This is a genomic window from Winogradskyella sp. KYW1333 (genome assembly GCF_003335675.1).
Lineage (GTDB): Bacteria > Bacteroidota > Bacteroidia > Flavobacteriales > Flavobacteriaceae > Winogradskyella.
Genome location: NZ_QPHL01000016.1, coordinates 177,691 through 200,503 on the forward strand (window position 1 = coordinate 177,691; position 22,813 = coordinate 200,503).

General features: G+C 33.1%; 23 protein-coding genes. 4 read left to right on the forward strand and 19 right to left on the reverse strand.

Annotated elements, in window-relative coordinates:
• Positions 1–11: 11 nt before the first annotated feature.
• A complete protein-coding gene (locus DUZ96_RS08390) occupies positions 12–998 on the forward strand; it encodes a type IX secretion system membrane protein PorP/SprF (protein WP_114301756.1) in 987 nt (328 codons plus the stop codon).
• A 10-nt stretch (positions 999–1,008) separates the two neighbouring features.
• On the opposite strand, the gene hisIE is transcribed toward DUZ96_RS08390, so the two are convergent.
• The 19 genes from hisIE to DUZ96_RS08485 form a co-directional block, all read right to left on the reverse strand.
• Positions 1,009–1,608: a bifunctional phosphoribosyl-AMP cyclohydrolase/phosphoribosyl-ATP diphosphatase HisIE gene (gene hisIE / locus DUZ96_RS08395; RefSeq protein ID WP_114301493.1), complete on the reverse strand. Its 600-nt coding sequence runs from the start codon at positions 1,606–1,608 to the stop codon at positions 1,009–1,011.
• Positions 1,605–2,360 carry an imidazole glycerol phosphate synthase subunit HisF gene (gene hisF, locus DUZ96_RS08400; RefSeq protein ID WP_114301494.1) on the reverse strand — a complete coding sequence of 252 codons (756 nt, stop codon included), beginning with the start codon at positions 2,358–2,360 and terminating at the stop codon, positions 1,605–1,607. Before hisF ends, hisIE begins: the two co-directional genes overlap by 4 nt.
• 2 nt (positions 2,361–2,362) lie before the next feature.
• Entirely contained in the window at positions 2,363–3,088 is a 726-nt protein-coding gene (gene hisA / locus DUZ96_RS08405) for a 1-(5-phosphoribosyl)-5-[(5-phosphoribosylamino)methylideneamino]imidazole-4-carboxamide isomerase (protein ID WP_114301495.1), read from the reverse strand.
• A gap of 1 nt (position 3,089) precedes the next feature.
• The gene (gene hisH / locus DUZ96_RS08410; protein ID WP_114301496.1) at positions 3,090–3,671 is read right to left on the reverse strand and encodes an imidazole glycerol phosphate synthase subunit HisH; all 582 of its coding nucleotides are present in this window, start codon (positions 3,669–3,671) and stop codon (positions 3,090–3,092) included.
• Positions 3,671–4,804 (reverse strand): bifunctional histidinol-phosphatase/imidazoleglycerol-phosphate dehydratase HisB, encoded by a 1,134-nt coding sequence (hisB, locus tag DUZ96_RS08415; RefSeq protein ID WP_114301497.1) that lies wholly within the window; start codon positions 4,802–4,804, stop codon positions 3,671–3,673. Before hisB ends, hisH begins: the two co-directional genes overlap by 1 nt.
• On the reverse strand, positions 4,801–5,838 hold the full coding sequence (hisC, locus tag DUZ96_RS08420; RefSeq protein ID WP_114301498.1) for a histidinol-phosphate transaminase: 1,038 nt from the start codon (positions 5,836–5,838) through the stop codon (positions 4,801–4,803). Before hisC ends, hisB begins: the two co-directional genes overlap by 4 nt.
• A complete protein-coding gene (gene hisD / locus DUZ96_RS08425; protein WP_114301499.1) occupies positions 5,835–7,121 on the reverse strand; it encodes a histidinol dehydrogenase in 1,287 nt (428 codons plus the stop codon). Before hisD ends, hisC begins: the two co-directional genes overlap by 4 nt.
• A 1-nt stretch (position 7,122) precedes the next feature.
• Positions 7,123–7,980 carry an ATP phosphoribosyltransferase gene (hisG, locus tag DUZ96_RS08430; protein WP_114301500.1) on the reverse strand — a complete coding sequence of 286 codons (858 nt, stop codon included), beginning with the start codon at positions 7,978–7,980 and terminating at the stop codon, positions 7,123–7,125.
• Positions 7,981–8,185: 205 nt separating this feature from the next.
• On the reverse strand, positions 8,186–8,986 hold the full coding sequence (locus DUZ96_RS08435; protein ID WP_114301501.1) for a hypothetical protein: 801 nt from the start codon (positions 8,984–8,986) through the stop codon (positions 8,186–8,188).
• An 88-nt stretch (positions 8,987–9,074) separates the two neighbouring features.
• Positions 9,075–9,890, reverse strand: a complete 816-nt coding sequence (locus DUZ96_RS08440) for a prohibitin family protein (RefSeq protein WP_114301502.1) — start codon at positions 9,888–9,890, stop codon at positions 9,075–9,077.
• A gap of 13 nt (positions 9,891–9,903) precedes the next feature.
• Positions 9,904–11,937 (reverse strand): VWA domain-containing protein, encoded by a 2,034-nt coding sequence (locus DUZ96_RS08445; protein ID WP_114301503.1) that lies wholly within the window; start codon positions 11,935–11,937, stop codon positions 9,904–9,906.
• A 39-nt stretch (positions 11,938–11,976) separates the two neighbouring features.
• Positions 11,977–12,723: a 3-oxoacyl-[acyl-carrier-protein] reductase gene (gene fabG, locus DUZ96_RS08450; protein ID WP_114301504.1), complete on the reverse strand. Its 747-nt coding sequence runs from the start codon at positions 12,721–12,723 to the stop codon at positions 11,977–11,979.
• A 132-nt stretch (positions 12,724–12,855) separates the two neighbouring features.
• Positions 12,856–13,725: a succinate--CoA ligase subunit alpha gene (gene sucD / locus DUZ96_RS08455; protein ID WP_114301505.1), complete on the reverse strand. Its 870-nt coding sequence runs from the start codon at positions 13,723–13,725 to the stop codon at positions 12,856–12,858.
• A 70-nt stretch (positions 13,726–13,795) separates the two neighbouring features.
• A complete protein-coding gene (locus DUZ96_RS08460) occupies positions 13,796–14,737 on the reverse strand; it encodes a UDP-3-O-(3-hydroxymyristoyl)glucosamine N-acyltransferase (protein ID WP_114301506.1) in 942 nt (313 codons plus the stop codon).
• Entirely contained in the window at positions 14,738–15,304 is a 567-nt protein-coding gene (efp, locus tag DUZ96_RS08465; protein WP_114301507.1) for an elongation factor P, read from the reverse strand.
• Positions 15,305–15,324: 20 nt separating this feature from the next.
• Positions 15,325–16,110, reverse strand: a complete 786-nt coding sequence (gene lpxA, locus DUZ96_RS08470) for an acyl-ACP--UDP-N-acetylglucosamine O-acyltransferase (protein WP_114301508.1) — start codon at positions 16,108–16,110, stop codon at positions 15,325–15,327.
• A gap of 1 nt (position 16,111) precedes the next feature.
• Positions 16,112–17,518, reverse strand: a complete 1,407-nt coding sequence (locus DUZ96_RS08475; RefSeq protein ID WP_114301509.1) for a bifunctional UDP-3-O-[3-hydroxymyristoyl] N-acetylglucosamine deacetylase/3-hydroxyacyl-ACP dehydratase — start codon at positions 17,516–17,518, stop codon at positions 16,112–16,114.
• Entirely contained in the window at positions 17,505–18,533 is a 1,029-nt protein-coding gene (lpxD, locus tag DUZ96_RS08480; RefSeq protein ID WP_114301510.1) for a UDP-3-O-(3-hydroxymyristoyl)glucosamine N-acyltransferase, read from the reverse strand. Before lpxD ends, DUZ96_RS08475 begins: the two co-directional genes overlap by 14 nt.
• 47 nt (positions 18,534–18,580) lie before the next feature.
• On the reverse strand, positions 18,581–19,825 hold the full coding sequence (locus tag DUZ96_RS08485) for an HD domain-containing protein (RefSeq protein ID WP_409010768.1): 1,245 nt from the start codon (positions 19,823–19,825) through the stop codon (positions 18,581–18,583).
• A gap of 26 nt (positions 19,826–19,851) precedes the next feature.
• Here DUZ96_RS08485 and DUZ96_RS08490 point away from each other — a divergent pair, with 26 nt between their 5' ends.
• The 3 genes from DUZ96_RS08490 (at position 19,852) to DUZ96_RS08500 (ending at position 22,758) form a co-directional block, all read left to right on the forward strand.
• The gene (locus DUZ96_RS08490) at positions 19,852–21,399 is read left to right on the forward strand and encodes a PglZ domain-containing protein (RefSeq protein WP_114301511.1); all 1,548 of its coding nucleotides are present in this window, start codon (positions 19,852–19,854) and stop codon (positions 21,397–21,399) included.
• Between the two features lie 97 nt (positions 21,400–21,496).
• Positions 21,497–21,961 carry a tRNA (adenosine(37)-N6)-threonylcarbamoyltransferase complex ATPase subunit type 1 TsaE gene (tsaE, locus tag DUZ96_RS08495; protein ID WP_309484650.1) on the forward strand — a complete coding sequence of 155 codons (465 nt, stop codon included), beginning with the start codon at positions 21,497–21,499 and terminating at the stop codon, positions 21,959–21,961.
• Positions 21,962–22,203: 242 nt separating this feature from the next.
• Positions 22,204–22,758, forward strand: a complete 555-nt coding sequence (locus DUZ96_RS08500; RefSeq protein ID WP_258774352.1) for a hypothetical protein — start codon at positions 22,204–22,206, stop codon at positions 22,756–22,758.
• The last annotated feature ends 55 nt before the right edge of the window (positions 22,759–22,813 follow it).

Sequence of the window (22,813 nt, forward strand, 5' to 3'; positions counted from 1 at the left end):
TGATGAATAAGATGAAAAAAATAGCACTTTATATATGTTTCTTGATACTATCTTATGGATATGGACAAGAATTAAATTTACCTGTTTGGACACAATATTTAGCAGACAATGATTTTGTTATATCTCCGACTTATGCTGGCATAGGTGATAATTTGAAAATTAGAGCTAATGGATTGACACAATGGGTTGGCATTAAAAATGCACCAGACAACCAATCTATTTATGCAGATTTTAGATTTGCTAATCGTTCTGGTGTTGGAGTTTCAGCATATAATGATAAGAATGGTAACACAAGGCAAAAGGGTTTAAAAATATCATATGCACACCATCTTACCCTTGATTATAAGTCAAAACAGTATTTATCTTTTGGTATTTCTTACAACATAAATAGTTTTAGAATTGAGATTGAGAATTTTAATACCACGTATGAAATACCAATAATAGATCCAAGTATAACCGATGATAGATCAATAAATAACAACAATTTTGATGCTGGTATTTTATACCGTTGGAAAAATTTCTTCGTTAGTTTAAATGCTAACAATTTAATTGAAAAAGATATTGATGACTTTACAGGTGTAGAGCCAAATCAATTATTGAATTTTCAATTATATTCTGGTTTAGTACTAACAAGCAAAACAAACAAGGATATCGAATTTGAGCCGTCTGTATTCTTTCAATTATTTGATAGTGATAATAGGTCTGCTACAGATATTAATTTTAAATACAGAAAATTTAATAGAGACCGTAATTACTATTGGGTTGGAGCGTCTTACAGGTTCTTGAATGATCAATTTTTAGATCCATTAAATATTGGTCCAATGGGTGGTGTTATGCACAATGGATTATATTTTGCATATAGTTACCAGATTACAATGAATGATTTATCAGGCTTTAATTCTGGTACTCATATGGTTACTATTGGATTGGATTTATTCCAAGGTGCTAGTAACTGTGCTTGTACTCGTGGAACAAGCCAGAGTTATTACAGACTTTAAATGAAGTTAACTATTTGTGTCTTTTCTTAAGGATTTCAACCACATCATTAAGTTTGAAACCTTTTGCCTGCAATAACATTAAATAGTGGAACAGGAGATCTGCACTTTCCTCAAGAAATAACTCGTCATTATTGTCTTTAGCCTCTATGACAACTTCCACAGCTTCCTCTCCTACTTTCTGAGCAACTTTATTAATGCCTTTTGCAAACAAGGAAGCTACATAAGATTTTTGAGAATCGGCATTTTCAATTCTAGATGATATCACATCTTCTAATTTTGAAATAAATCCAAAGTTTTGATTATTGTCCTCATTCCAGCAAGTATCAGAACCTTTATGACAGGTCGGGCCTTCTGGTTTAGCAGAAACTAAAAGAGTATCGTTATCACAATCAAGTTTCATATCAACCAATTTTAACGCATTACCACTTTCTTCACCTTTTGTCCAAAGTCTATTCTTAGTACGACTGAAAAATGTTACTAGTCCAGATGATTTAGTTTTTTCTAATGCCTCATTATTCATATAACCAAGCATCAAGACATTTTTAGTATTAGCATCTTGAATAATTGCTGGTACTAGACCATCTCCATTTTTTTTAAAATCTATGTTCATAACCGTACTTCTATATTTTGTTTCCTTAGTTCTTTTTTCAATTCTATAATTGGTATTTCACCAAAATGAAAAACACTCGCGGCCAATGCCGCATCAGCCTTGCCCTTTATAAAAGTATCTGCAAAGTGCTGAATGGTACCAGCGCCTCCAGATGCTATTATTGGTATGTTTACTAGCTCAGATAATTTAGCTAAGGCTCCATTTGCAAATCCTGCTTTAGTCCCATCATGATTCATGGAAGTAAATAATATTTCACCTGCACCACGCTCTTCTACTTCCATAGCCCACTCGAACAGCCTAATTTCTGTCGGAATCGTACCTCCTGCTAAATGTACAATCCACTCCTCACCTATTTTCTTGGCATCAATGGCTACAACCACGCATTGACTTCCAAACTTCTGAGAAATCTCATTAATAAGTTCTGGACGTTTAACTGCTGACGAATTAATAGATACTTTATCAGCACCACAATGTAATAAGTCATCCACATCTTCAACAGAGGATATACCTCCACCAACTGTAAATGGGATATTAATTTGTTCTGCAACTTTTAATACCATATCGTGCATTGTTCTACGTCTCTCCTGTGTAGCAGATATATCTAAAAATACCAATTCATCAGCACCTAATTCAGCATATTGCTTTGCTAATTCCACCGGATTACCAGCGTCGCGCAAATCTACAAAGTTGACACCTTTTACAGTACGTCCATCTTTAATATCCAAACAAGGAACAATTCGTTTTGTAAGCATGTTTAATTATTTAAAATAAATTGCTCTAATTCTTTCAATGAAATTCTGTTCTCATATATGGCTTTACCAACAATAACTCCTTCACAACCCATCTCTGCTAATTGCGGTAATTCACTAAATTTTGAAATACCTCCAGAAGCAATCAGTTTAATACCTTTTACATCATTTAAAATTCTTTTGTACAAGTCAAAGGAAGGTCCTTCAAGCATTCCATCTTTAGAAATATCTGTACAAATAACGTAAGACACACCTTTAGTTTGGTAATCCCTTATAAATTGAATAACCTCTAAATCACTTTCTTCTTGCCAACCTGAAATGGCTATTTTTTCATTATTACAATCAGCACCAAGAATAATTTTATCTGAACCATATTTGGCAATCCAAGTCTCAAATACTTTTGGGTTTTTAACTGCAATACTTCCACCTGTTATTTGATTTGCACCAGATTCAAAAGCAATTCTTAAGTCGTTATCAGACTTTAATCCTCCACCAAAATCTATTTTTAGATTTGTTTTGCCAGCTATTGATTCTAGAACCTTGTAGTTTACAATATGACTCGCTTTAGCGCCATCTAAATCAACAACATGTAAAAATTCAATTCCTGCGTCCTCAAATGATTTAGCCACTTCCAATGGATCTTCATTATATACTTTTTTAGTATCGTAATCGCCCTTAGTTAAACGAACACACTGACCGTTAATAATATCTATTGCTGGTATTATCCTCATTTTATAATTCTAAAAAGTTTTGTAGTAAGCGTGCACCTGCCTTTCCCGATTTCTCTGGGTGAAATTGTACTCCAAAGAAATTATCATTTTCTAATGCCGATGCATACTCGATTTCGTAATCAGATGTGGCGATACTTTCTTTACAATTTTCAGCATAATAGCTATGTACTAAATACATGTAGTCACCTTCATCTATATTTTTAAACAAGTCAGATTTTAGATTTTTTACAGTATTCCAGCCCATTTGAGGAACCTTCACTTTATTTGAAAAACGTTTTACATCCGTGTGAAAAATACCAAGACCATTAGTGTCACCTTCTTCTGTATAATTACACATTAATTGCATTCCTAAGCATATGCCCAAGACCGGTTGCTTTAATTTAGGAATTAATCCATCTAAACCAGATTTTTTGAGCATTTTCATAGCAGAACTAGCTTCACCTACTCCAGGAAATATAACTTTATCAGCTTTCAGAATTTCGTCTGCATCAAATGTTAAAACGGCATTAAAACCCAACCGCTGAAATGCAAATTGAATACTTTTTATGTTACCTGCACCGTAATTTACTATTCTAAGATCCATTACAACATTCCTTTAGTTGATGGCAAAATCATTTTATTTGCATCTTGTTTAACTGCCATTTTAATGGCTTTAGCAAAAGCTTTGAAAATCGCCTCAATCTTGTGATGCTCATTGTTGCCTTCAACTTTAACGTTTAAGTTACATTTAGCCCCATCTGTAAAGGATTTAAAAAAGTGATAGAACATTTCTGTTGGCATTTTACCAATCATTTCTCGTTTAAAATCTGCATCCCAAACGAGCCAGTTTCTACCTCCAAAATCAATAGCTACCTGAGCTAAACAATCATCCATTGGTAAGCAAAATCCATAGCGCTCTATACCAAGTTTATTCCCTAAAGTTGAAGCAAATACTTCTCCTAAGGCAATCGCCGTATCTTCTATAGTGTGGTGTTCGTCAACTTCTAAATCGCCAGCTACTTTAATATTTAAATCAATTTGACCATGACGAGCAATCTGATCTAGCATATGGTCGAAAAATGCAATACCTGTGTCGACGCTACTTTTTCCTGTTCCATCTAAATTTAGATTAATCTTAATTTTAGTCTCATTAGTATTACGCTCAATAGAACCAACACGTTCAGTGGTCTTCAAAAATTCATAAATAGCTTCCCAGTCATTAGTTTCTAAAGCTATGTATTGTTGCAATTCGTTATTACTAACCGTCACTTCATCTGTCCCAAGATTCGTATTATCGTTAATAAATATTCCTCTTGCTCCCAAGTTTTTTGCTAATTCTATGTCAGTTAATCGATCACCTATAATATATGAATTAGTCAAATCATAATCTTCTGAAAAGTATTTGGTCAACAAACCTGTATTTGGTTTGCGCGTCGGTGCATTATCCTTAGCAAATGTTCTATCAATAAACTGTTCTTTGAATACTACTCCTTCTTGTTCAAACGTTTTGATAACAAAATTATGAACTGGCCAAAACGTATCTTCCGGATACACTTCTGTACCAAGACCATCTTGATTTGTAATCATTACAATTTCAAAATTCAATTCCTCCGCAATCTTACTTAAGTATTGAAATACCTTCGGATAAAACTCTAGTTTTTCAAATGAATCTATTTGTTCGTCTGCTGGTTCTCTTATTAAGGTGCCGTCTCTATCTATAAATAATACAGGCTTCATGATAGTTGGTTTAATGTCCTAATTAATTTCTTGTTTTCTTCTTGTGTGCCAATGGTAAATCGCAAACAATTTTTACACAAAGGTTGTTTAGTTCTATTTCTAACTACAATGCCGTTATCAATCAATTGTTTATAGCGAAGGTCTGCGTCATCTACTTTAGCTAACACAAAATTGGCATCTGATGGATAAATCGTCTTTATGAATGAAATACTGTTTAATTCAGTGATGAGTAAATCACGTTCTTTTAAAATTAAAGCTATCTGGTCCTCTACTTCATTAATTTCACTTAAACGTTCAAGTGCTTTATATTGCGTTAGCTGATTCACATTATAAGGTGGTTTTATCTTATTAAGAACAGAAATAATAAATTCTGAAGCATAGCAAATTCCTAGCCTGATTCCGGCTAAGCCATAGGCTTTTGACAAGGTCTGGGTTACTACTAGATTTGAAAATTCATTTAGTCTACCAAGCCAACTCTCTTGCGATGAAAAATCGATATAGGCTTCATCAACAACTACAATGCCATTGAATTTTCTGATTAACTGTTCTATCTTTTTAGAATTAAAGCTATTTGCTGTTGGATTGTTTGGTGAACACAAGAACAACAACTTAGAATTACCATTCTGAACAGCAAGAATTTCATCAACTTTTGGTTCAAAATCATTATCTAATTCTACCGAAATGATGTCAACAGCATTTAAAACAGCCAACACTTTATACATTCCATAAGTTGGTGGCAAAGTGATAACATTATCGTTATTAGGTTCGCAAAACGCTCTAACAATAAGATCCAGAACTTCGTCACTACCATTACCTAAAAGGATTTGAGTTGTAGAAACACCTTTGACTTCCGCCAATCGTTGCTTCACATCCGTTTGTTGAGGGTCTGGATAACGATTTACGTTGGTCTTAAACGGATTCTCGTTGGCATCAATAAAGACCATATCAGAGGAAGCATCTTTATATTCATCCCTTGCAGAAGAATAGGCTTTAATAGTCTTAATATTTTCTCGTAAAAGATTTTCTATTTTCATGATTCTAAATCTTTTAAACGCAATGTCACTGCATTTTTGTGTGCTTGTAATCCTTCTGCTTCCGCCATTAACTCTATAGCTGGCCCGATATTTTTTATACCTCTTTGGGAAATTTTCTGAAAGGTCATACTCTTTTGGAAACTGTCTAGATTTACTCCTGAATATGCCTTAGAAAACCCATTTGTTGGTAAGGTATGATTTGTACCAGAAGCATAATCTCCAGCACTTTCTGGTGTATAATTACCAATAAAAACTGAACCTGCATTTCCGATGTTCTCAACAAAAAAGTCATCATTATTTGTAGCAACAATGAAATGCTCTGGCCCATATTCATTAATTAATTCTAATGCTGTCTTGAGGTCCTCTACAACAATTGATTTAGAATTATTTATAGCATCAGTAGCCATTTGTTTTCTTGGCAAAACTTCAAGTTGAGACTCAACTTCAGAATTAACCTGTTCGGCAAACTTTTTTGACGTAGTAACTAAAATCACCTGACTGTCTGAACCATGTTCAGCCTGACTTAGCAAGTCTGAAGCCACATAAGCAGGATTAGCCGATTCATCTGCCACTACTAGTAACTCACTAGGTCCTGCAGGCATATCTATAGCTACACCATATTTGGTAGCAATTTGTTTTGCAACTGTTACATATTGGTTTCCTGGGCCAAAAATTTTATAAACCTGAGGAATAGATTCTGTACCAAATGTAAGACCTGCAATAGCCTGAATACCACCAACCTTTATAATTTTAGTGACACCACATAGTTTAGCTGTGTATAATATTTCATCGGCTATCTTACCTTCACTATTAGGTGGTGAGCACAAAACGATTTCGCCACAACCAGCAATATTTGCAGGAATAGCCAGCATTAAAACTGTTGAAAATAATGGTGCAGTGCCACCTGGAATGTAAAGACCAACTTTCTGAATAGGTCTTTTCTCTTGCCAGCATTTAACTCCTCTCATTGTTTTCAGAAAGACCTTATCCGTTTGCTGTGCTTTATGAAATTGTTTTATATTTTTCTTAGCAAGCTTAATTGCTTTCTTCAAGTCTTTGGAAACACGCTCTGACGCTTCTTCTATTTCAGTTTTAGTAACTTCTATATTGTCTAGCCCAACGTTGTCAAAATCAGCAGTAAAAGACTTAATTGCATAATCACCATTAGCTTTAACAGCTTTAAAAACGTCATTAACTAAATTCTCAATATCACCGACAGATATTGTAGGCCGACTCAATATTTCCGACCATTCACTTCGCTTTGGATTTTCGATCAGCTTCATACTACAATACCATATTTTCAATTGGACATACAAGAATACCTTCAGCACCATTGGCTTTAAGTTCATCAATCACATTCCAGAAATCATTCTTATTGATTACAGAGTGCAAAGAACTCCATCCTTTTTTTGCCAATGGTAAAATCGTTGGACTATTCATACCAGGAAGTATATCTACTATGTTTTCTAGTTTGTCATTTGGCGCATTAAGCAGAACATATTTATTTTCTCTACCTCTTAACACTGATTTTAATCTAAATTGTATCTTATCAATTATCGCTTGATTCTCTTCAGAAATTTTTGGAGAAGTTGCTAATACAGCTTCAGATTTTAAAAGGACCTCAATCTCCTTTAATCCGTTTTTAAATAAGGTACTTCCACTAGAAACGATATCACAAATTCCATCCGCCAACCCAATATTTGGTGCGATTTCAACAGAACCATTGATGATATGCAAGTTTGCTTTTATACCCTCTTTTTCTAAGATCTGATTAACCGTATTTGGATAAGATGTTGCAATCCTTTTTCCTTCTAAATCTTTTAAGTTTTTAGCACCAGAAGATTTGGGAACAGCAATGGATACTCGACACTTTGAAAATCCAAGTTTTTCAATAATTACTATATTCTTTCCTTTTTCTATTAATACATTCTCACCGATTATAGCTGCATCTACGACGCCATCCTTTAGATATTGAGGAATATCTCCATTTCTAAGGTAAAAGACCTCTAAAGGGAAGTTTCGAGCAGAGGCTTTTAATTGATCCTTACCATTATCAATGGAAATCCCAATTTGTTTTAATATTCTTAAAGAATCTTCGTTTAGTCTTCCAGACTTTTGTACCGCAATTTTTAATTTATTCATTTCTATTTTAGTTGGTCTGAGAACATCGCATTAGTTCATAAAAAAACCCGCTTGATATTCTCAAACGGGTTTTTTAATATTTTGAAACTAATCAACACATCATTACCTCGCCTGAGCGACTAAATGAAAACGATGATGTAAATGCTTCTTCATTTGACAAAAGTAATTAATATTTAATTATGACTATTAATTAAAATTATAAAATTTACATAAATTGATTATTTACTCTGGACGATCTCATATTTTTGAGAATAACTTTAAATTCGCCATTCAGCAGGAGTTTCTTGAAGGTTTTATACTTTAATTTTGCTTTATGCCAAAGCGCTAGAAGTCTATAATAGTAGTAATATCTGTAATATTTATTTTTTATGACATCCGCATCATTTTTAAAATAAGTTATATTTTTATTTAAGATAATTAAATTTCTTTCTAATTCCGTTTTATTGCAGACATGTAAAAATAATGCCTCATCCATATTATGAAGACCATAAATACAATTGAGTTGGTTGGGATCATGTATTTTAATTTGTTCTCTATATTTTGGTAATATATAATCGGCCATTATTTTTTGCTCAAAAGGAAAGGGACAATTAAATCTTTTAGAATATACCTCTTTTTCTAAAGGAATGGCTTTGCGATTAACAATTTTCACCCCTGTATTAACCGGATAATCCCAAGGTTTTTCGTGAAAAAGATGATAAAGTATACGGAAATCACTTAAGTCTATACAGGATTCAATTGGTTGGCTTAACATTTTTGGATATATATCGGTATCTAACCAAATATACCACTCCACATTAGGGAATTTTTCTTGTGCTTTACAGAGAATTAAACAGCGCCTAAAATGTAGTTCAGAAACTTCCAAAGGTACTTCTGTTTCATCGTCATAATACAATTCGTAATTATGATTTTTGCAGTATTCAATTAAGAGCTTTTTAGTTAATTCTGTGAAGAAAACACCCTTCGGATAATGGCCGGAAACAATACAAATTTTGCCAGAAGTCATATGGGTTTATTTTAAAAAAAAGCCGGTTATTTTCGTAAACCGACTTCTAAAATATAAAACTTTCAATTAAATCATTAATTTGAACAGGCTATTGGTTACCTAAAATAATTGGCATGCCACTATCGCCTGAGCCAATAACAATAACTTTACTATTATTTGATTCTGATAGTTTAATTGTAGCTTCTATACCTTTATCTTGAAGTATCTTATCTGTTAAAGATGCACTTAGAATTTTATTCGCCTCTGCTTTACCTTCTGCTTCAATAATCCTTTCTTCAGCTTGCTTGGCTGCGGAAACTAATCTAAATTCATATTCTAAAGATTCTTGCTCCTGTTTTAACTTACGCTCAATAGCTTCTTTGATTGTCGGTGGTAAAGTGACATCTCGAACTAAAACCTCATTTAATTGAACGTATTGTTTATCAAGTATTTTCTTTGTTTCCTCATAGATTTCAACCTGAATAGCATCACGCTTGGTTGAATATAAATCATCTGGTGTATAGCGTCCAATAACACTTCTAGCTGCACTACGAATCGCTGGTTGTATTACACGTTGTAAATAATTCTCTCCAATAGTTTGATGCAAATTACCTAACTGACTTTGAACTGGTTGATACCACGCAGAAGCATCAATCTGTATTTCAAGACCATTTGAAGATAACACTTTCATTTTTTCAAATAATTCTTGTTGACGTACTTCGTAAACATATACTTTATTCCAAGGTGCCACAATATGAAAGCCTTCACCTAATGGTGGTTCATCAGTAACTACACCACCACCAAATGTTTTATATAAAACACCTGATTCACCCGAACCAATTGTAACTGCAGATTTTGCAACCACTATTATTAAAAATATTAATCCGATTAAAATCGGTAATCCAATCTTAGGTAACTTCTCCATTTCTAACTTTTATTTAAATTAAACCGTTATATTTTCTTATAAACCACTCAGCAAATAGGCATAACGCTATAAAACCAAGCAGACATTTCAAGTCTATCAAAGGTACAATATTTTTAGTGCTTTTTTGAATAGTTGAATATCTATTATCTTTTAATAATTCATCTATAAATAAGGCTGATTCTGAAGGGTAATAAACCTTACCATTTGTATTCTCAGCAAGTAAATTTAATTTACTGATATCTGCATTTAGAAACTGCTGTTCAACATTATAGTCTAATATTCTAATCTGACCTGAAAACGATATTGCTTCAGCACTATGAAAAATTCTAAAATCATACTCTCCTGCATCAATACCACTCAAGTCTACAGTATATTTTGAACCATCTAATAAAAGTGGTATTTCCCTAGATTCAGAAGTATCATTATTTTTTAATTGAATATTCAATGAGGCTTTGGCATCAAATTCATAATTTTCATTGAAGTACTGCGCTGATATAATAACATCGTCATTTCCGTTATAAAATGATTTATAGTCCACATTTAATCTTCTTCGTTTTTTGTTGGAACTCAAGTATTGAATGAGTTTTCCAATAAAATTGTCAAAATCCGTAAAGCTTTCCGTGTCTATATATGTTTGGGCTCTCCAGCGCCAAATACCTTCGCCAACTAAAACGGCATGTTTCATATTATCAAAGGCATAGGTTGCCAACATGGCATCACCAGTATTTATACCATTTACTGTCTTATACAAAATCACATCTGCCGGAACCAAGAAATTAAATCCGCCAAATTCTGATTTTAATGGTGGATAATCCTCAAATGTTATGTTGTCAATTATAAATGAGTTGAAATTTCTGTTTAATTCTGGTTGAAAATCTTCAGTCTGGCTTGATATTTCCCATAAAACTTTTAAATGTGTATTATTAATAAACTCATAATCAGTACCAGATCCAGTAATTATAAATGTATTTAAATTCTGGCGCTTTATTTCATTAAGAATTTTATTAAAGTTATTATTTGGTTGATATAATATAACTAATTGAAATTTATCTATATGAGTTAAATATTCATTAGGTTTTAAAATACTTACACTTCTCTGTTCATTACTTTCTATTGCCTTTTTAAGCACACCTAAATCCGGATGTAATTGATCGTACACTATGGCAATATTTGTCTTCTGGTCAATGATCTCAATAGCAAAATTTTTATAATTATTAATTTTGTTTTTTTCTTGACCCAACGGAACTATTTCAACCCTAAATGTTTTTATCCCTAAACTATTAGCAAGTAAGGTTGTATTAACTATTTCTGAAGTCTTAATATTATCAAATTGAAGTTGCTTTCTAAATACAACTGAATTACCTCTCCAAATCTTTAGTTCAGAATTTACATATTCCTCACCTGTATATCTTAAAATTATTTCTACCGGAAAACGATTCTTTAAAAATGTATACCTGTTAACGTTAAGTTGCTTAATTCTTAAATCTGAATAAACCGTTGAGTCTCCCAAAATCAAAGGATAAACAGGTTGATTGAATACATTAGATACATAACTATAATCTAATCCAAGAGTTTGATTTCCATCTGAAATAAATACAATGGGTGCTGTTTTATTTTTATAAATCTCTTGTAATTGTTTTAAGGCTTCTGAAATATTAGATTGCCGCTCAGAAAATGAAATACTATCAAAAACTTCTATGTTTTTTCCAAAGCTATATTGATCGACATTAAACTGTTGCTTAATTTTTTGGTTTTCCAAAATCTTTCCAACAACTACTGAAGCTACTGAATCTTGTTCTAAATATTTAATAGATTCAGAATTATCTAAAGCAATGACCAATGTTGGTTTTTCATTAAAATATGTAGTGGATTCAAACTTTGGATTTATCAGTAAAAGTAAAATTCCAAATGTTGCCAAAGCTCTTAAACTAAACAATACATATCTTAGGGCTCCTTTGATTTTCGATTTATATTTATACTGAAACAGCGCTAATGAAAGCGCTGCTATACCAGCAATAATTATATATATAATCGTTTCTGTCTGCATAATTGTGTAGTCATATAAATAGAAGACTACATGCCTATTTTAAGTTAGCATACCACCATCAACATTTAATGTTTGACCTGTAACATATGAACTTAGATCACTAGCTAGATAAACACATGCGTTTGCTATATCCTCTGGTGTTCCACCTCGTTTTAATGGTATTGCTGCGCGCCAACCTTTTACTGTTTCTTCATCGAGCCTAGCGGTCATTTCAGTTTCTATAAACCCTGGAGCTATAACATTACTTCTAATATTCCTAGAACCAAGCTCTAATGCAACAGACTTAGAAAAACCAATAATACCAGCCTTAGAAGCCGCATAATTTGTCTGGCCAGCATTACCTTTCACTCCTACAACAGAACTCATATTTATGATTGATCCTTTACGCTGCTTTAACATAGTACGTTGTACAGCCTTTGTCATATTAAAAACAGATTTGAGGTTTACCTCAATTACTTGGTCGAAATCCTCCTCACCCATTCGCATTAATAAATTGTCTTTTGTAATACCAGCATTATTTACCAGTATATCAATAGATCCAAATTCAGACAACACATCTTCAGCTAATTTTTGTGCTTCATCAAAACTAGCTGCATTACTTTGATAACCTTTGGCTTTGATACCTTTGTCATTTAAATCTTTTTCAAGAGTATTTGCAGCTTCTACAGATGAGCTATACGTGAAAGCCACATTTGCACCATGATCTGCAAATACCTCAGCAATACCTTTACCAATTCCTCTACTTGCACCAGTTATAATTGCGGTTTTTCCTTCTAATAGTTTCATATTAGTTTTATGATTAGTTAGTTTATAATCTATTAATTACTTCTCTCAAATATAATAATTACAAATTACGGCGACATAAAAAAACCTCACAAGATTTTGTAAGGTTTTTTAACTTTTATAAATCACCGAGTTTTAAAGAACTTCAGCTACTTTTTTACCAATTTCAGCAGGCGAATCAACTACGTGAATACCACATGCTCTCATAATTTTCTTTTTAGCTTGAGCTGTATCATCACTGCCTCCTACAATGGCACCAGCATGCCCCATAGTTCTTCCTGCAGGTGCAGTTTCTCCAGCTATAAAACCTACAACTGGTTTTTTGCTTCCACTTTTTTTATACCAATTAGCAGCATCTGCCTCTAACTGGCCGCCAATTTCCCCAATCATCACAACAGCTTTAGTTTCCGGGTCCTTAATTAATAACTCCACAGCTTCTTTAGTTGTTGTCCCAATAATTGGATCACCACCTATACCAATAGCTGTAGTAATTCCTAATCCTTGCTTTACAACCTGGTCTGCAGCCTCGTATGTTAATGTACCGGATTTAGATACAATACCCACTTTACCTTTTTTAAATACAAACCCAGGCATAATACCAACCTTAGCTTCTCCAGGTGTTATTACTCCAGGACAATTAGGACCCACTAAGCGACTACCCTTATCCTTTATGTAATCTGCAGCTTTAATCATATCTGCAACAGGAATTCCCTCTGTAATAGTTATAATTACTTTTATGCCTGCATCTGCCGCTTCCATAATAGCATCTGCAGCAAATGCTGGTGGTACGAAAATTATTGTTGTATCTGCTCCTACTTTTTCAACCGCTTCAGAAACTGTATTAAACACAGGCCTATCTAAATGAGTTTGACCTCCTTTGCCGGGTGTAACACCTCCAACTACATTTGTACCATACTCTATCATTTGACCAGCATGAAAAGTACCTTCACTTCCAGTAAATCCTTGAACAATAATTTTTGAATCTTTATTGACTAATACGCTCATTTAGATATTTTTTATGTTTGATTTGTTTCGAATGCAAAAATAATTCTTCTTCACATAAATGTAAAGGGAATTAATTAGTATTTTTTTTGATGAATTCTAATATCTCTGGAATCTTTTTAATATAGGCCATTTCCTTAAAGAATGAACGCGCATCTTTTGCAGGCGTTCCAAAATATGTTACACCTTCAACGGTTGTTTTATTTATACCAGCTTGTGCAAATATTACTGTTCCTTTTGAAATTGTTACATCACTTTTAATACCTACTTGTCCCCAAATCGTAACATTGTCTTCAACAACCACACAACCAGCAATACCAGTTTGCGAAGCTATTAAACACTTTTCCCCAATTACTGTGTCATGACCAATTTGAATTTGGTTATCTAATTTTGACCCTTCACCAATAGTGGTGTCTCCAGTTACGCCTTTATCTATAGTACATAACGCCCCAATGTCTACATTATCCTCAATTATAACACGACCACCAGAAATCAATTGATCATACCCCTCAGGTCTATTTTTATAATAAAATGCTGATGCACCTAGAACAGTTCCTGCGTGTATGGTAACATTATCACCGATTATAGTTTCATCGTAAATACTTACATTAGAATGAATAACACAATTTTCACCAATTTTTACATTATTACCAATAAAACAATTTGGCTGAATAATTGTACCTTTTCCGATATCAGCATCAGTAGCTACAGCTACACTTGAAGACTTGAATGGTTTGAAATGAAGTGTAAGTTTGTTAAAATCCTTAAATGGATCATTAGATACTAAAAGCGCTTTACCCTTAGGGCACTCTATTTCTTTATTAATTAAAACTACAGTGGCTGCTGATTCTAAAGCCTTATCATAGTATTTTGGGTGATCAACAAATACAATATCACCTGGTTCAACAACATGAATTTCATTGATACCATAAATTGGGAAGTTATCATCACCAATATATTTGCATGAAATTAAATTTGCAATCTGTTTTAAGGTATATACTTCAGGAAATTTCATTTATTCCTTTATACGTTCTTTATAAGTGCCTTTTGCGGTTTCAATTTTTATTTTATCACCTTCATTAATAAACAATGGAACATTAACTTTTGCACCAGTTTCAACAGTAGCTGGCTTAGTTGCATTAGTTGCAGTATTACCTTTAACTCCCGGCTCTGTGTGCGTTACTTCTAAAACTACACTTGCAGGCATATCTACAGATAGTGGCATGTCATCTTCCGTATTTATTAAAACAGTAACAATCTCACCTTCTTTCATTAAATCTGGTCTGTCTAAAGCGTTTTCAGTTAATTGAATCTGAGAGTAATCCGATTCATTCATAAAATGATAATATTCACCATCATTATATAAATACTGAAATTTATGAGTTTCAACACGTACATCATCAATTTTGTGACCAGCCGAAAATGTATTATCTATTACTTTTCCAGTTGTAACACTTTTAAGTTTGGTTCTCACAAAAGCAGGACCTTTACCGGGTTTCACATGTAAAAATTCAATGATTTTATATATATCGTGATTGTATTTAATACATAATCCATTTCGAATATCTGATGTACTTGCCATATTGTAGTTATGTTATTTTATTAATTTGATTTAAAATACCCTTTCATTATACCTCTGTGTGAATTCTTAATAAATTGAAGAATTTCATCGCGCTCAGGTGTGGCTTCCATTTCTGCTTCGATAATTTCTGAAGCTTGAGTATTATTGTAGTTTTTCTGATAAAGTATTCTAAAAATATTCTGAATTTCTCTAATCTTCTCAGTACTAAATCCTCTGCGTCTTAACCCAACAGAATTGATACCCACATACGATAATGGTTCTCTTGCAGCCTTAACAAAAGGTGGTACATCTTTTCTTACCAATGATCCACCAGTTACAAAAGCATGGTTGCCTATTGAACAGAATTGATGTACTGCAGTCATACCTGCCAATACGACATGATCCCCTACGTTTATATGCCCGGCCAAAGTACTATTGTTTGAAAAGATACAATTGTTACCCACAACACAATCATGAGCAATATGACAATAAGCCATTATAAGACAATTATCACCAATAACAGTCTTCATTTTATCAGTTGTTCCACGATTAATGGTAACACATTCTCTAATTGTTACATTGTCACCTATTTCAACAGTAGTATCTTCATCATTATATTTTAAATCTTGAGGTACGGCTGATATGACAGCTCCAGGAAAAATATTACAATTCTTTCCAATTCTTGCACCCTCCATGATAGTAACATTACTACCAATCCAAGTCCCTTCACCTATTTTTACATTATTGTAAATAGTTGTAAACGGCTCTATCACAACGTTTTTAGCAATTTTTGCTCCTGGATGTACGTATGCTAGTGGTTGATTCATTTTATTTTACTTTAGAAATTTGGGCCATTAATTCAGCTTCAGCACATAATTTTCCATTTGCATATGCATAACCTTGCATATGGCATATGCCTCTTCTTATAGGAGTTATCAAGGAACACTTAAAAATTAATGTGTCACCAGGTACAACTTTTTGTTTAAACTTTACATTATCCATTTTCATAAAGAACGTTAAATAATTCTCAGGATCAGGAACTGTACTTAAAACCAATATTCCTCCAGTCTGTGCCATCGCTTCGACAATTAATACTCCTGGCATAACAGGTGCGCCAGGAAAATGACCTTTGAAGAATTCTTCATTCATAGTTACGTTCTTCATACCGATAACATAATTATCGGTTAGCTCATAAACCTTATCTAGCAATAAAAAAGGCTGTCTATGTGGCAACATATTCATGATTTGATTTACATCCATGAGTGGAGGTGAATTCAAATCAACTTGAGGTACATTGTTACGCCTTTCATTCTTAATCAATTTAGAAATCTTCTTTGCAAATTGCGTATTCACAAAGTGACCAGGTTTGTTAGCAATTACCTTACCCCTAATTTTTGTTCCAATTAAGGCCAAATCTCCAACAACATCCAGCAATTTATGACGAGCTGCTTCATTAGGATAATGAAGCGTTAGATTATCTAATATACCATTAGGTTTAACAGCTATACTATCTTTTTTAAAGGCGACTTTTAGCCTCTCCATTGTTTCAGCTGACAATTTTTTATCAACATAAACAATTGCATTGTTAAGATCACCCCCTTTTATTAAACCATGTTCAAGCAACATTTCGAGCTCGTGTAAAAAGCTGAATGTTCTAGCATTAGCTATTTCTCCTTTAAAATCAGATACATCATTCATGGTTGCATTTTGTGTACCTAATACTTTGGTGCCAAAATCTACCATAGTTGTAACTTGATAGGTTTTTGATGGCATTAAAATGATTTCACTACCCGATTCTTCGTCTGAATAAGAAACTACTTGCTTTACTTCATACACTTCTCTAACGGCTTCTTGCTCAACAATTCCGGCTTTTTCAATAGCCTCTACAAAAAACTTTGATGAACCGTCCATAATTGGTGGTTCTGAAGCGTTAAGCTCTATAATTGCATTATCAATATCTAGACCTACCAATGTTGCTAAAACATGCTCGCAAGTTTGGATTGTTACTCCATTTTTTTCAAGACAAGTTCCTCTTTGGGTATTTGTAACATAGTTGGCGTCGGCTTCTATTTTCGGGCTCCCTTCTAAATCCACACGCTCAAAAATAAATCCAGAATTCTCAAGACCAGGTTTAAAAACTAATTTAACATCAGTACCTGTATGTAAGCCAACACCCTCCAGTGTTACTTCCTTTTTAATGGTCTTTTGTTTTGTTTCAGTTTTAATTATTGCCATTGACTTTCTTTTCTAAATCGTTTATATTTTTTACAATCTTTGGCAGGTTCTTAAAGTATACATATGATTTATTGTAATCACCATATGTTAAAGCTGGTGATCCTTGTAATACTTCGTTATCCTTTACATGTCTTCCAATACCAGATTGTGCCTGAATTTTTACATTATTACCAATAGTAATATGCCCAACAATACCAACTTGACCACCTATCTGACAATTCTCTCCAATTTTTGTAGAACCAGCTACACCAGTTTGTGCGGCTATAACAGTGTTTTTTCCTATTTCTACGTTGTGTGCTATTTGGATTTGATTGTCTAATTTTACGCCTCTTCGAATGACCGTAGACCCTAAAGTCGCTCTATCAATCGTGGTTCCGGCTCCTACATCAACGAAATCCTCTAAAATAACATTACCTATTTGCGGAACCTTTGAATATTCTCCCTTTTCATTTGGTGCGAAACCAAAACCATCGGCACCAATTATTGCACCAGAGTTAATTACACAATTCTTACCAATAATACACTCAGAGTATATTTTGCCACCGGAAAAGACTATAGAATTATCACTAATTGTAACATTATCACCTACATATGCACTAGGATAAATCTTTACATTATCACCTAATTTTACGTTATCACCTATGTATGCAAACGCTCCAACATAACAATTATCACCCAACATCGCTGAGTCAGAAATATGACTCGGCTGTTCTACTCCAGCCTTATTAAGTTTAATTTGGTTGTAATACTCTAATAGCTTGGTAAATGCGCCATAAGCGTCATCTACCTTAATTAGGGTTGTTGAAAGATCTTCTTCTGTCTCAAAATCAGCATTAACAATAGTAATTGAAGCCTTTGTTGAATATATGAAGGGTTTATATTTTGGGTTTGCTAAAAAAGTAAGCGTCCCTTCTTTTCCCTCTTCAATCTTTGCAAGTTCTGAAACTTCCACAGTTGGGTTCCCAACCACTTCGCCTTCTAAAATACCTGCTATTTGTTCTGCTGTGAATTTCAATTAATTGATATTATTTGCTGGTTTTCCGCAAAAATAGAAAAAATGTATCACATTCTCTCCTTAGGATAGCACATATAATGTTTCGTAACCGGTTTACTTAGTGCTTTAAGGTTAAGCTGGTCTGATGCTTTTACAATATCTTTAATTTTTCCGTTCTTATATAGTACATCTATGTTCTCCTTTTTTTGTTGATATGCTTGGTTAGTTATCTTACCCTGAAACACAAAATAATCTGCCTCCAATTCAGAGATTTTATATCGATTCATTAAATCATGCTTATGCTCAACTAACTCTGAAACTTTAATACTTTTATTTTTTATTTGGATTCTTAATAAATCCCTGTTTATGATCATATCACATAGATTACTAAGCACAAAATCATTATGATATTGCCATTCCTTTATTGCGGAGATAATATCATAATCATCAAGTTTGGCAAAAACTTGCAAGGTAGAATCCTCAAAATTAGATTTATTAATTTCTAAACTTAAGAAATGATTAAGGGCATCACTGCAAGACAATTCTTCTCCATCTAAGACTAATTCCTTGGCTCGTTTCAATATTCTAGTTAATAATTGTTCTGCCACCAAACCAGTTTTATGCAAATACACTTGCCAATACATAAAGCGTCTGGCTATTAAAAACTTTTCAACACTATAAATACCTTTTTCTTCAATAACCAGGTGGTCATCTACTACATTAAGCATTGTAATTAATCGTTCACTATTTATGTTTCCTTCTGCCACGCCTGTATAGAAACTATCTCGTTTCAAATAATCAGCTCTATCCATATCCAGCTGGCTAGAAATTAGTTGACACATAAATTTCCGAGAGTACTTTCCTTTAAAAATTGAGATGGCTAAAGTTAAACTTCCGTTAAACTCTTCATTTAACGCCTCCATAAAATAAAGTGATATTTCTTCATGGGTAATGTCTGTCACGAGGCTATGTTCCATAGCATGAGAAAAAGGCCCATGACCAATATCATGCAATAAAATGGCAATTAATAATCCATTCTCTTCATCTTCCGCAATACTAACTCCCTTAAAACGAAGCACATTTATCGCTTGTTGCATCAAATGCATGCTACCCAACGCATGATGAAAACGAGTGTGATGTGCTCCCGGATAAACCAAATAAGACAGTCCCATTTGCGTAATTCGTCTTAACCTTTGGAAGTATTTATGCTCTATTAAGTCAAAAATTAAAGAATTTGGAATAGTAATAAATCCGTAAATTGGATCGTTAAATATTTTGAGCTTATTCTTGATAGGCAAAATGTTTAAAATCATTAATTAAGAAACAAATATACACCAACATGATTAATATTCTTTGGGTTGACGATGAAATAGATTTACTTAAACCACATATACTTTTTTTAAAACAGAAACAATATGATGTTACTACTTGTCAGAGTGGTACAGAGGCACTCGAAATTATTGACGATACTAATTTTGATATCGTTTTCCTTGATGAAAATATGCCAGGTTTAACAGGGTTGGAAACATTAAACGAAATTAAAGAACGTCGTGCCAATCTCCCTGTTGTAATGATTACAAAAAGTGAAGAAGAATATATAATGGAGGAAGCAATTGGTAGTAAAATTGCAGATTACTTAATTAAGCCAGTCAACCCAAATCAAATCTTATTGAGTTTAAAGAAGAATTTGGATCACTCGCGTTTAATTTCTGAGAAGACTACATCTAACTATCAGCAAGAGTTTAGAAAAATTGCTATGGATTTATCTATGGTGAATTCTTATGAAGAGTGGATAGAACTATACCAAAAACTACTTTATTGGGAGTTACAACTTGAAGATATTGAAGATATTGGTATGACCGATATTTTAGAATCTCAAAAAAATGAAGCAAATTCTCAGTTTGGGAAGTTTATTGAAAAAAATTATTCAGATTGGTTTAAACCAAATACAGATGCACCAATAATGTCTCACACATTATTTAGGTATAAAGTGGTCCCAGAATTAAGTGACAAACAACCAACACTTATGGTTGTTATCGATAATTTGCGATATGATCAATGGAAGGCCTTTGAACCTATTGTCAACAATTATTATAAGAAAGCCTCAGAGTTACCGTTCTTCAGTATTTTACCAACTGCAACCCAATATGCACGAAATGCTATTTTTTCAGGGCTAATGCCCGAAGATATGGAAAAATTGTATCCTCAATATTGGAAAAACGACACGGACGAAGGTGGTAAAAACATGTACGAGAATGAATTTTTAAGAGAGCAAATAAAACGGTTGGGGCTAAATCACCTTAAATACGAATATCATAAGATTACTAATCTAAAATCAGGTAAGAAATTAGTAGAGAATTTCAGGTCATTAAAAGACAATGATCTTACCGTTATTGTCTACAATTTTGTAGATATGCTTTCTCATTCTAAAACAGAAATGGAGGTAGTCAAGGAATTAGCTTCAAATGATAAAGCCTACAGATCACTCACTGTAAGTTGGTTTAAAAATTCGCCATTGCTAGAAATGATTCAACTTTCTCAACAACTTGGATTCAAATTGATTTTGACAACTGATCATGGTACCATAAATGTAAAAGCACCATCTAAAGTTATTGGAGATAGAGATACAAGTTTGAACCTTCGTTACAAAACTGGCCGAAGCCTAACTTATCAAGATAAAGATGTCTTAGCAATAAAAGATCCAAAAAGCATTCATTTGCCTGCATTAACAATGAGTAGTTCATTTATTTTTGCAAAAGGTGATATGTTTTTAGCATATCCTAACAACTTTAACCACTATGTGAGTTATTACAGAAATACATACCAACATGGAGGCGTTTCTCTAGAAGAAATGATTATTCCGTTTGTAGTGTTAGACCCTAAATAAATCCGTAAAAAGCATAAATATCCGATGAAATACACTTTTTTCTAGGATTTCTAAATATTTATACCTATAATTGTGCTCAATAAAATGTCCAACAACATTGAATAATATTGAATTCACATATCATATAGAAAATATCAACTCCATTGCAGAACAGATTTTGGCACATTTGGATTCTAAAATTGTTTTGTTTTATGGAAATATGGGTGCTGGTAAAACGACATTGATTAACGCGATGCTTAAAGCAATGCAAAGTACTGATGAAGCTACCAGCCCAACATTTTCAATTGTTAATGAATATCAATTGCCAGAAGATAAGATTTATCACTTTGATTTTTACAGAATTGAATCGATTGAAGAAGCCTACAATTTTGGTATAGAAGATTATCTATCTTCAGATCATTGGATATTTATGGAATGGCCAGAACGTATCTCAGAATTATTACCAGAAAACGCTCAAACCATTACTATTAGTATATTAGAAGACAGTCAACGATCCCTCAAATTGACCATAAATAAAGAAAGTTTAACCGAAAATAACGCCATGACAGTACCAAAATTTTGATTAAATTTTGAAAACATTACTCTTAGATGAGCAAGTTCGTTACGGAAAAACCGTAATTGAAACCGCAATTTTTCTTGGAATTTAACATTACTCCATTTTCAGGGCAGAAGGTCCTAGTTTAGTTTTGTAGTAATTAATTAATTAAATCCTAGAAATTATGAAAACTAAAAAACTAGTTTTAGCGATTGCAATCTTCGGAGGAATGTTATTTACTGTTCAGGCAGCTAACATTATTGACATAGATGAGCAAGTTACGACACAAGTTGACAAAAGAAAGCTTAAAGTTCCACCAGCAGGATAAAAAGTCCTACAATAGGAAAATTTTAACAGGGAGTATAGTTGCAACCATTGTTGCAGCTACTCCCTTTTTGTTTTATTTATATGAATATGTTCCAGACACACAGGAATGGGATACAATATTTGGCAAATATTATAGTGTAGAATACGGAAGCGCGAATGTAGCTATGTGGGTTCTGGCAATGAAATTTGTTCCTCTTTTACTTTCCTTTATTTGGTTTTTTACATGTAAGCATTGGTGGTATCATGCCCTTTTAGTTCCAATTGCAATGTTTTCTTATCAATGTATTGTTTCACTAAATTTTGACGCAAGATATTTAGATGTGGCTGATATTATTTGGTTTGTTCCAATAATGGCTATCATTTTCCCGTCCATCTATTTAATAAGAGCAAAAATGTTTGATAAAATAAATGACCATGATAAGACCATGGAAGAGCTTGAAGAGGAGTTTATGTTTAAACCTAAAACCTTCTGGGGGAAAATCAGTCAATACTTTTAGTAATATTAATACGTAAGACTTATCTAAATCTATTGAGATTAAAAATTAACTACAT

Bases quoted from the DNA above. Each gene is read 5' to 3' on its own strand.
- DUZ96_RS08485 (WP_409010768.1), bottom strand. From the start codon at position 19,825: ATGATTTTAAACATTTTGCCTATCAAGAATAAGCTCAAAATATTTAAC.
- hisC (WP_114301498.1), bottom strand. From the start codon at position 5,838: ATGAAAATAGAAAATCTTTTACGAGAAAATATTAAGACTATTAAAGCC.
- sucD (WP_114301505.1), bottom strand. From the start codon at position 13,725: ATGAGCGTATTAGTCAATAAAGATTCAAAAATTATTGTTCAAGGATTT.
- hisIE (WP_114301493.1), bottom strand. From the start codon at position 1,608: ATGAACATAGATTTTAAAAAAAATGGAGATGGTCTAGTACCAGCAATT.
- DUZ96_RS08440 (WP_114301502.1), bottom strand. From the start codon at position 9,890: ATGGAGAAGTTACCTAAGATTGGATTACCGATTTTAATCGGATTAATA.
- DUZ96_RS08390 (WP_114301756.1), top strand. From the start codon at position 12: ATGAAAAAAATAGCACTTTATATATGTTTCTTGATACTATCTTATGGA.
- DUZ96_RS08500 (WP_258774352.1), top strand. From the start codon at position 22,204: ATGAGCAAGTTACGACACAAGTTGACAAAAGAAAGCTTAAAGTTCCAC.
- hisG (WP_114301500.1), bottom strand. From the start codon at position 7,980: ATGAATAAATTAAAAATTGCGGTACAAAAGTCTGGAAGACTAAACGAA.
- DUZ96_RS08435 (WP_114301501.1), bottom strand. From the start codon at position 8,986: ATGACTTCTGGCAAAATTTGTATTGTTTCCGGCCATTATCCGAAGGGT.
- lpxA (WP_114301508.1), bottom strand. From the start codon at position 16,110: ATGAATCAACCACTAGCATACGTACATCCAGGAGCAAAAATTGCTAAA.
- hisA (WP_114301495.1), bottom strand. From the start codon at position 3,088: ATGAGGATAATACCAGCAATAGATATTATTAACGGTCAGTGTGTTCGT.
- hisF (WP_114301494.1), bottom strand. From the start codon at position 2,360: ATGCTTACAAAACGAATTGTTCCTTGTTTGGATATTAAAGATGGACGT.
- efp (WP_114301507.1), bottom strand. From the start codon at position 15,304: ATGGCAAGTACATCAGATATTCGAAATGGATTATGTATTAAATACAAT.
- hisD (WP_114301499.1), bottom strand. From the start codon at position 7,121: ATGAAGCTGATCGAAAATCCAAAGCGAAGTGAATGGTCGGAAATATTG.
- DUZ96_RS08445 (WP_114301503.1), bottom strand. From the start codon at position 11,937: ATGCAGACAGAAACGATTATATATATAATTATTGCTGGTATAGCAGCG.
- DUZ96_RS08475 (WP_114301509.1), bottom strand. From the start codon at position 17,518: ATGGCAATAATTAAAACTGAAACAAAACAAAAGACCATTAAAAAGGAA.
- DUZ96_RS08490 (WP_114301511.1), top strand. From the start codon at position 19,852: ATGATTAATATTCTTTGGGTTGACGATGAAATAGATTTACTTAAACCA.
- fabG (WP_114301504.1), bottom strand. From the start codon at position 12,723: ATGAAACTATTAGAAGGAAAAACCGCAATTATAACTGGTGCAAGTAGA.
- hisH (WP_114301496.1), bottom strand. From the start codon at position 3,671: ATGGATCTTAGAATAGTAAATTACGGTGCAGGTAACATAAAAAGTATT.
- hisB (WP_114301497.1), bottom strand. From the start codon at position 4,804: ATGAAGCCTGTATTATTTATAGATAGAGACGGCACCTTAATAAGAGAA.
- DUZ96_RS08460 (WP_114301506.1), bottom strand. From the start codon at position 14,737: ATGAAATTTCCTGAAGTATATACCTTAAAACAGATTGCAAATTTAATT.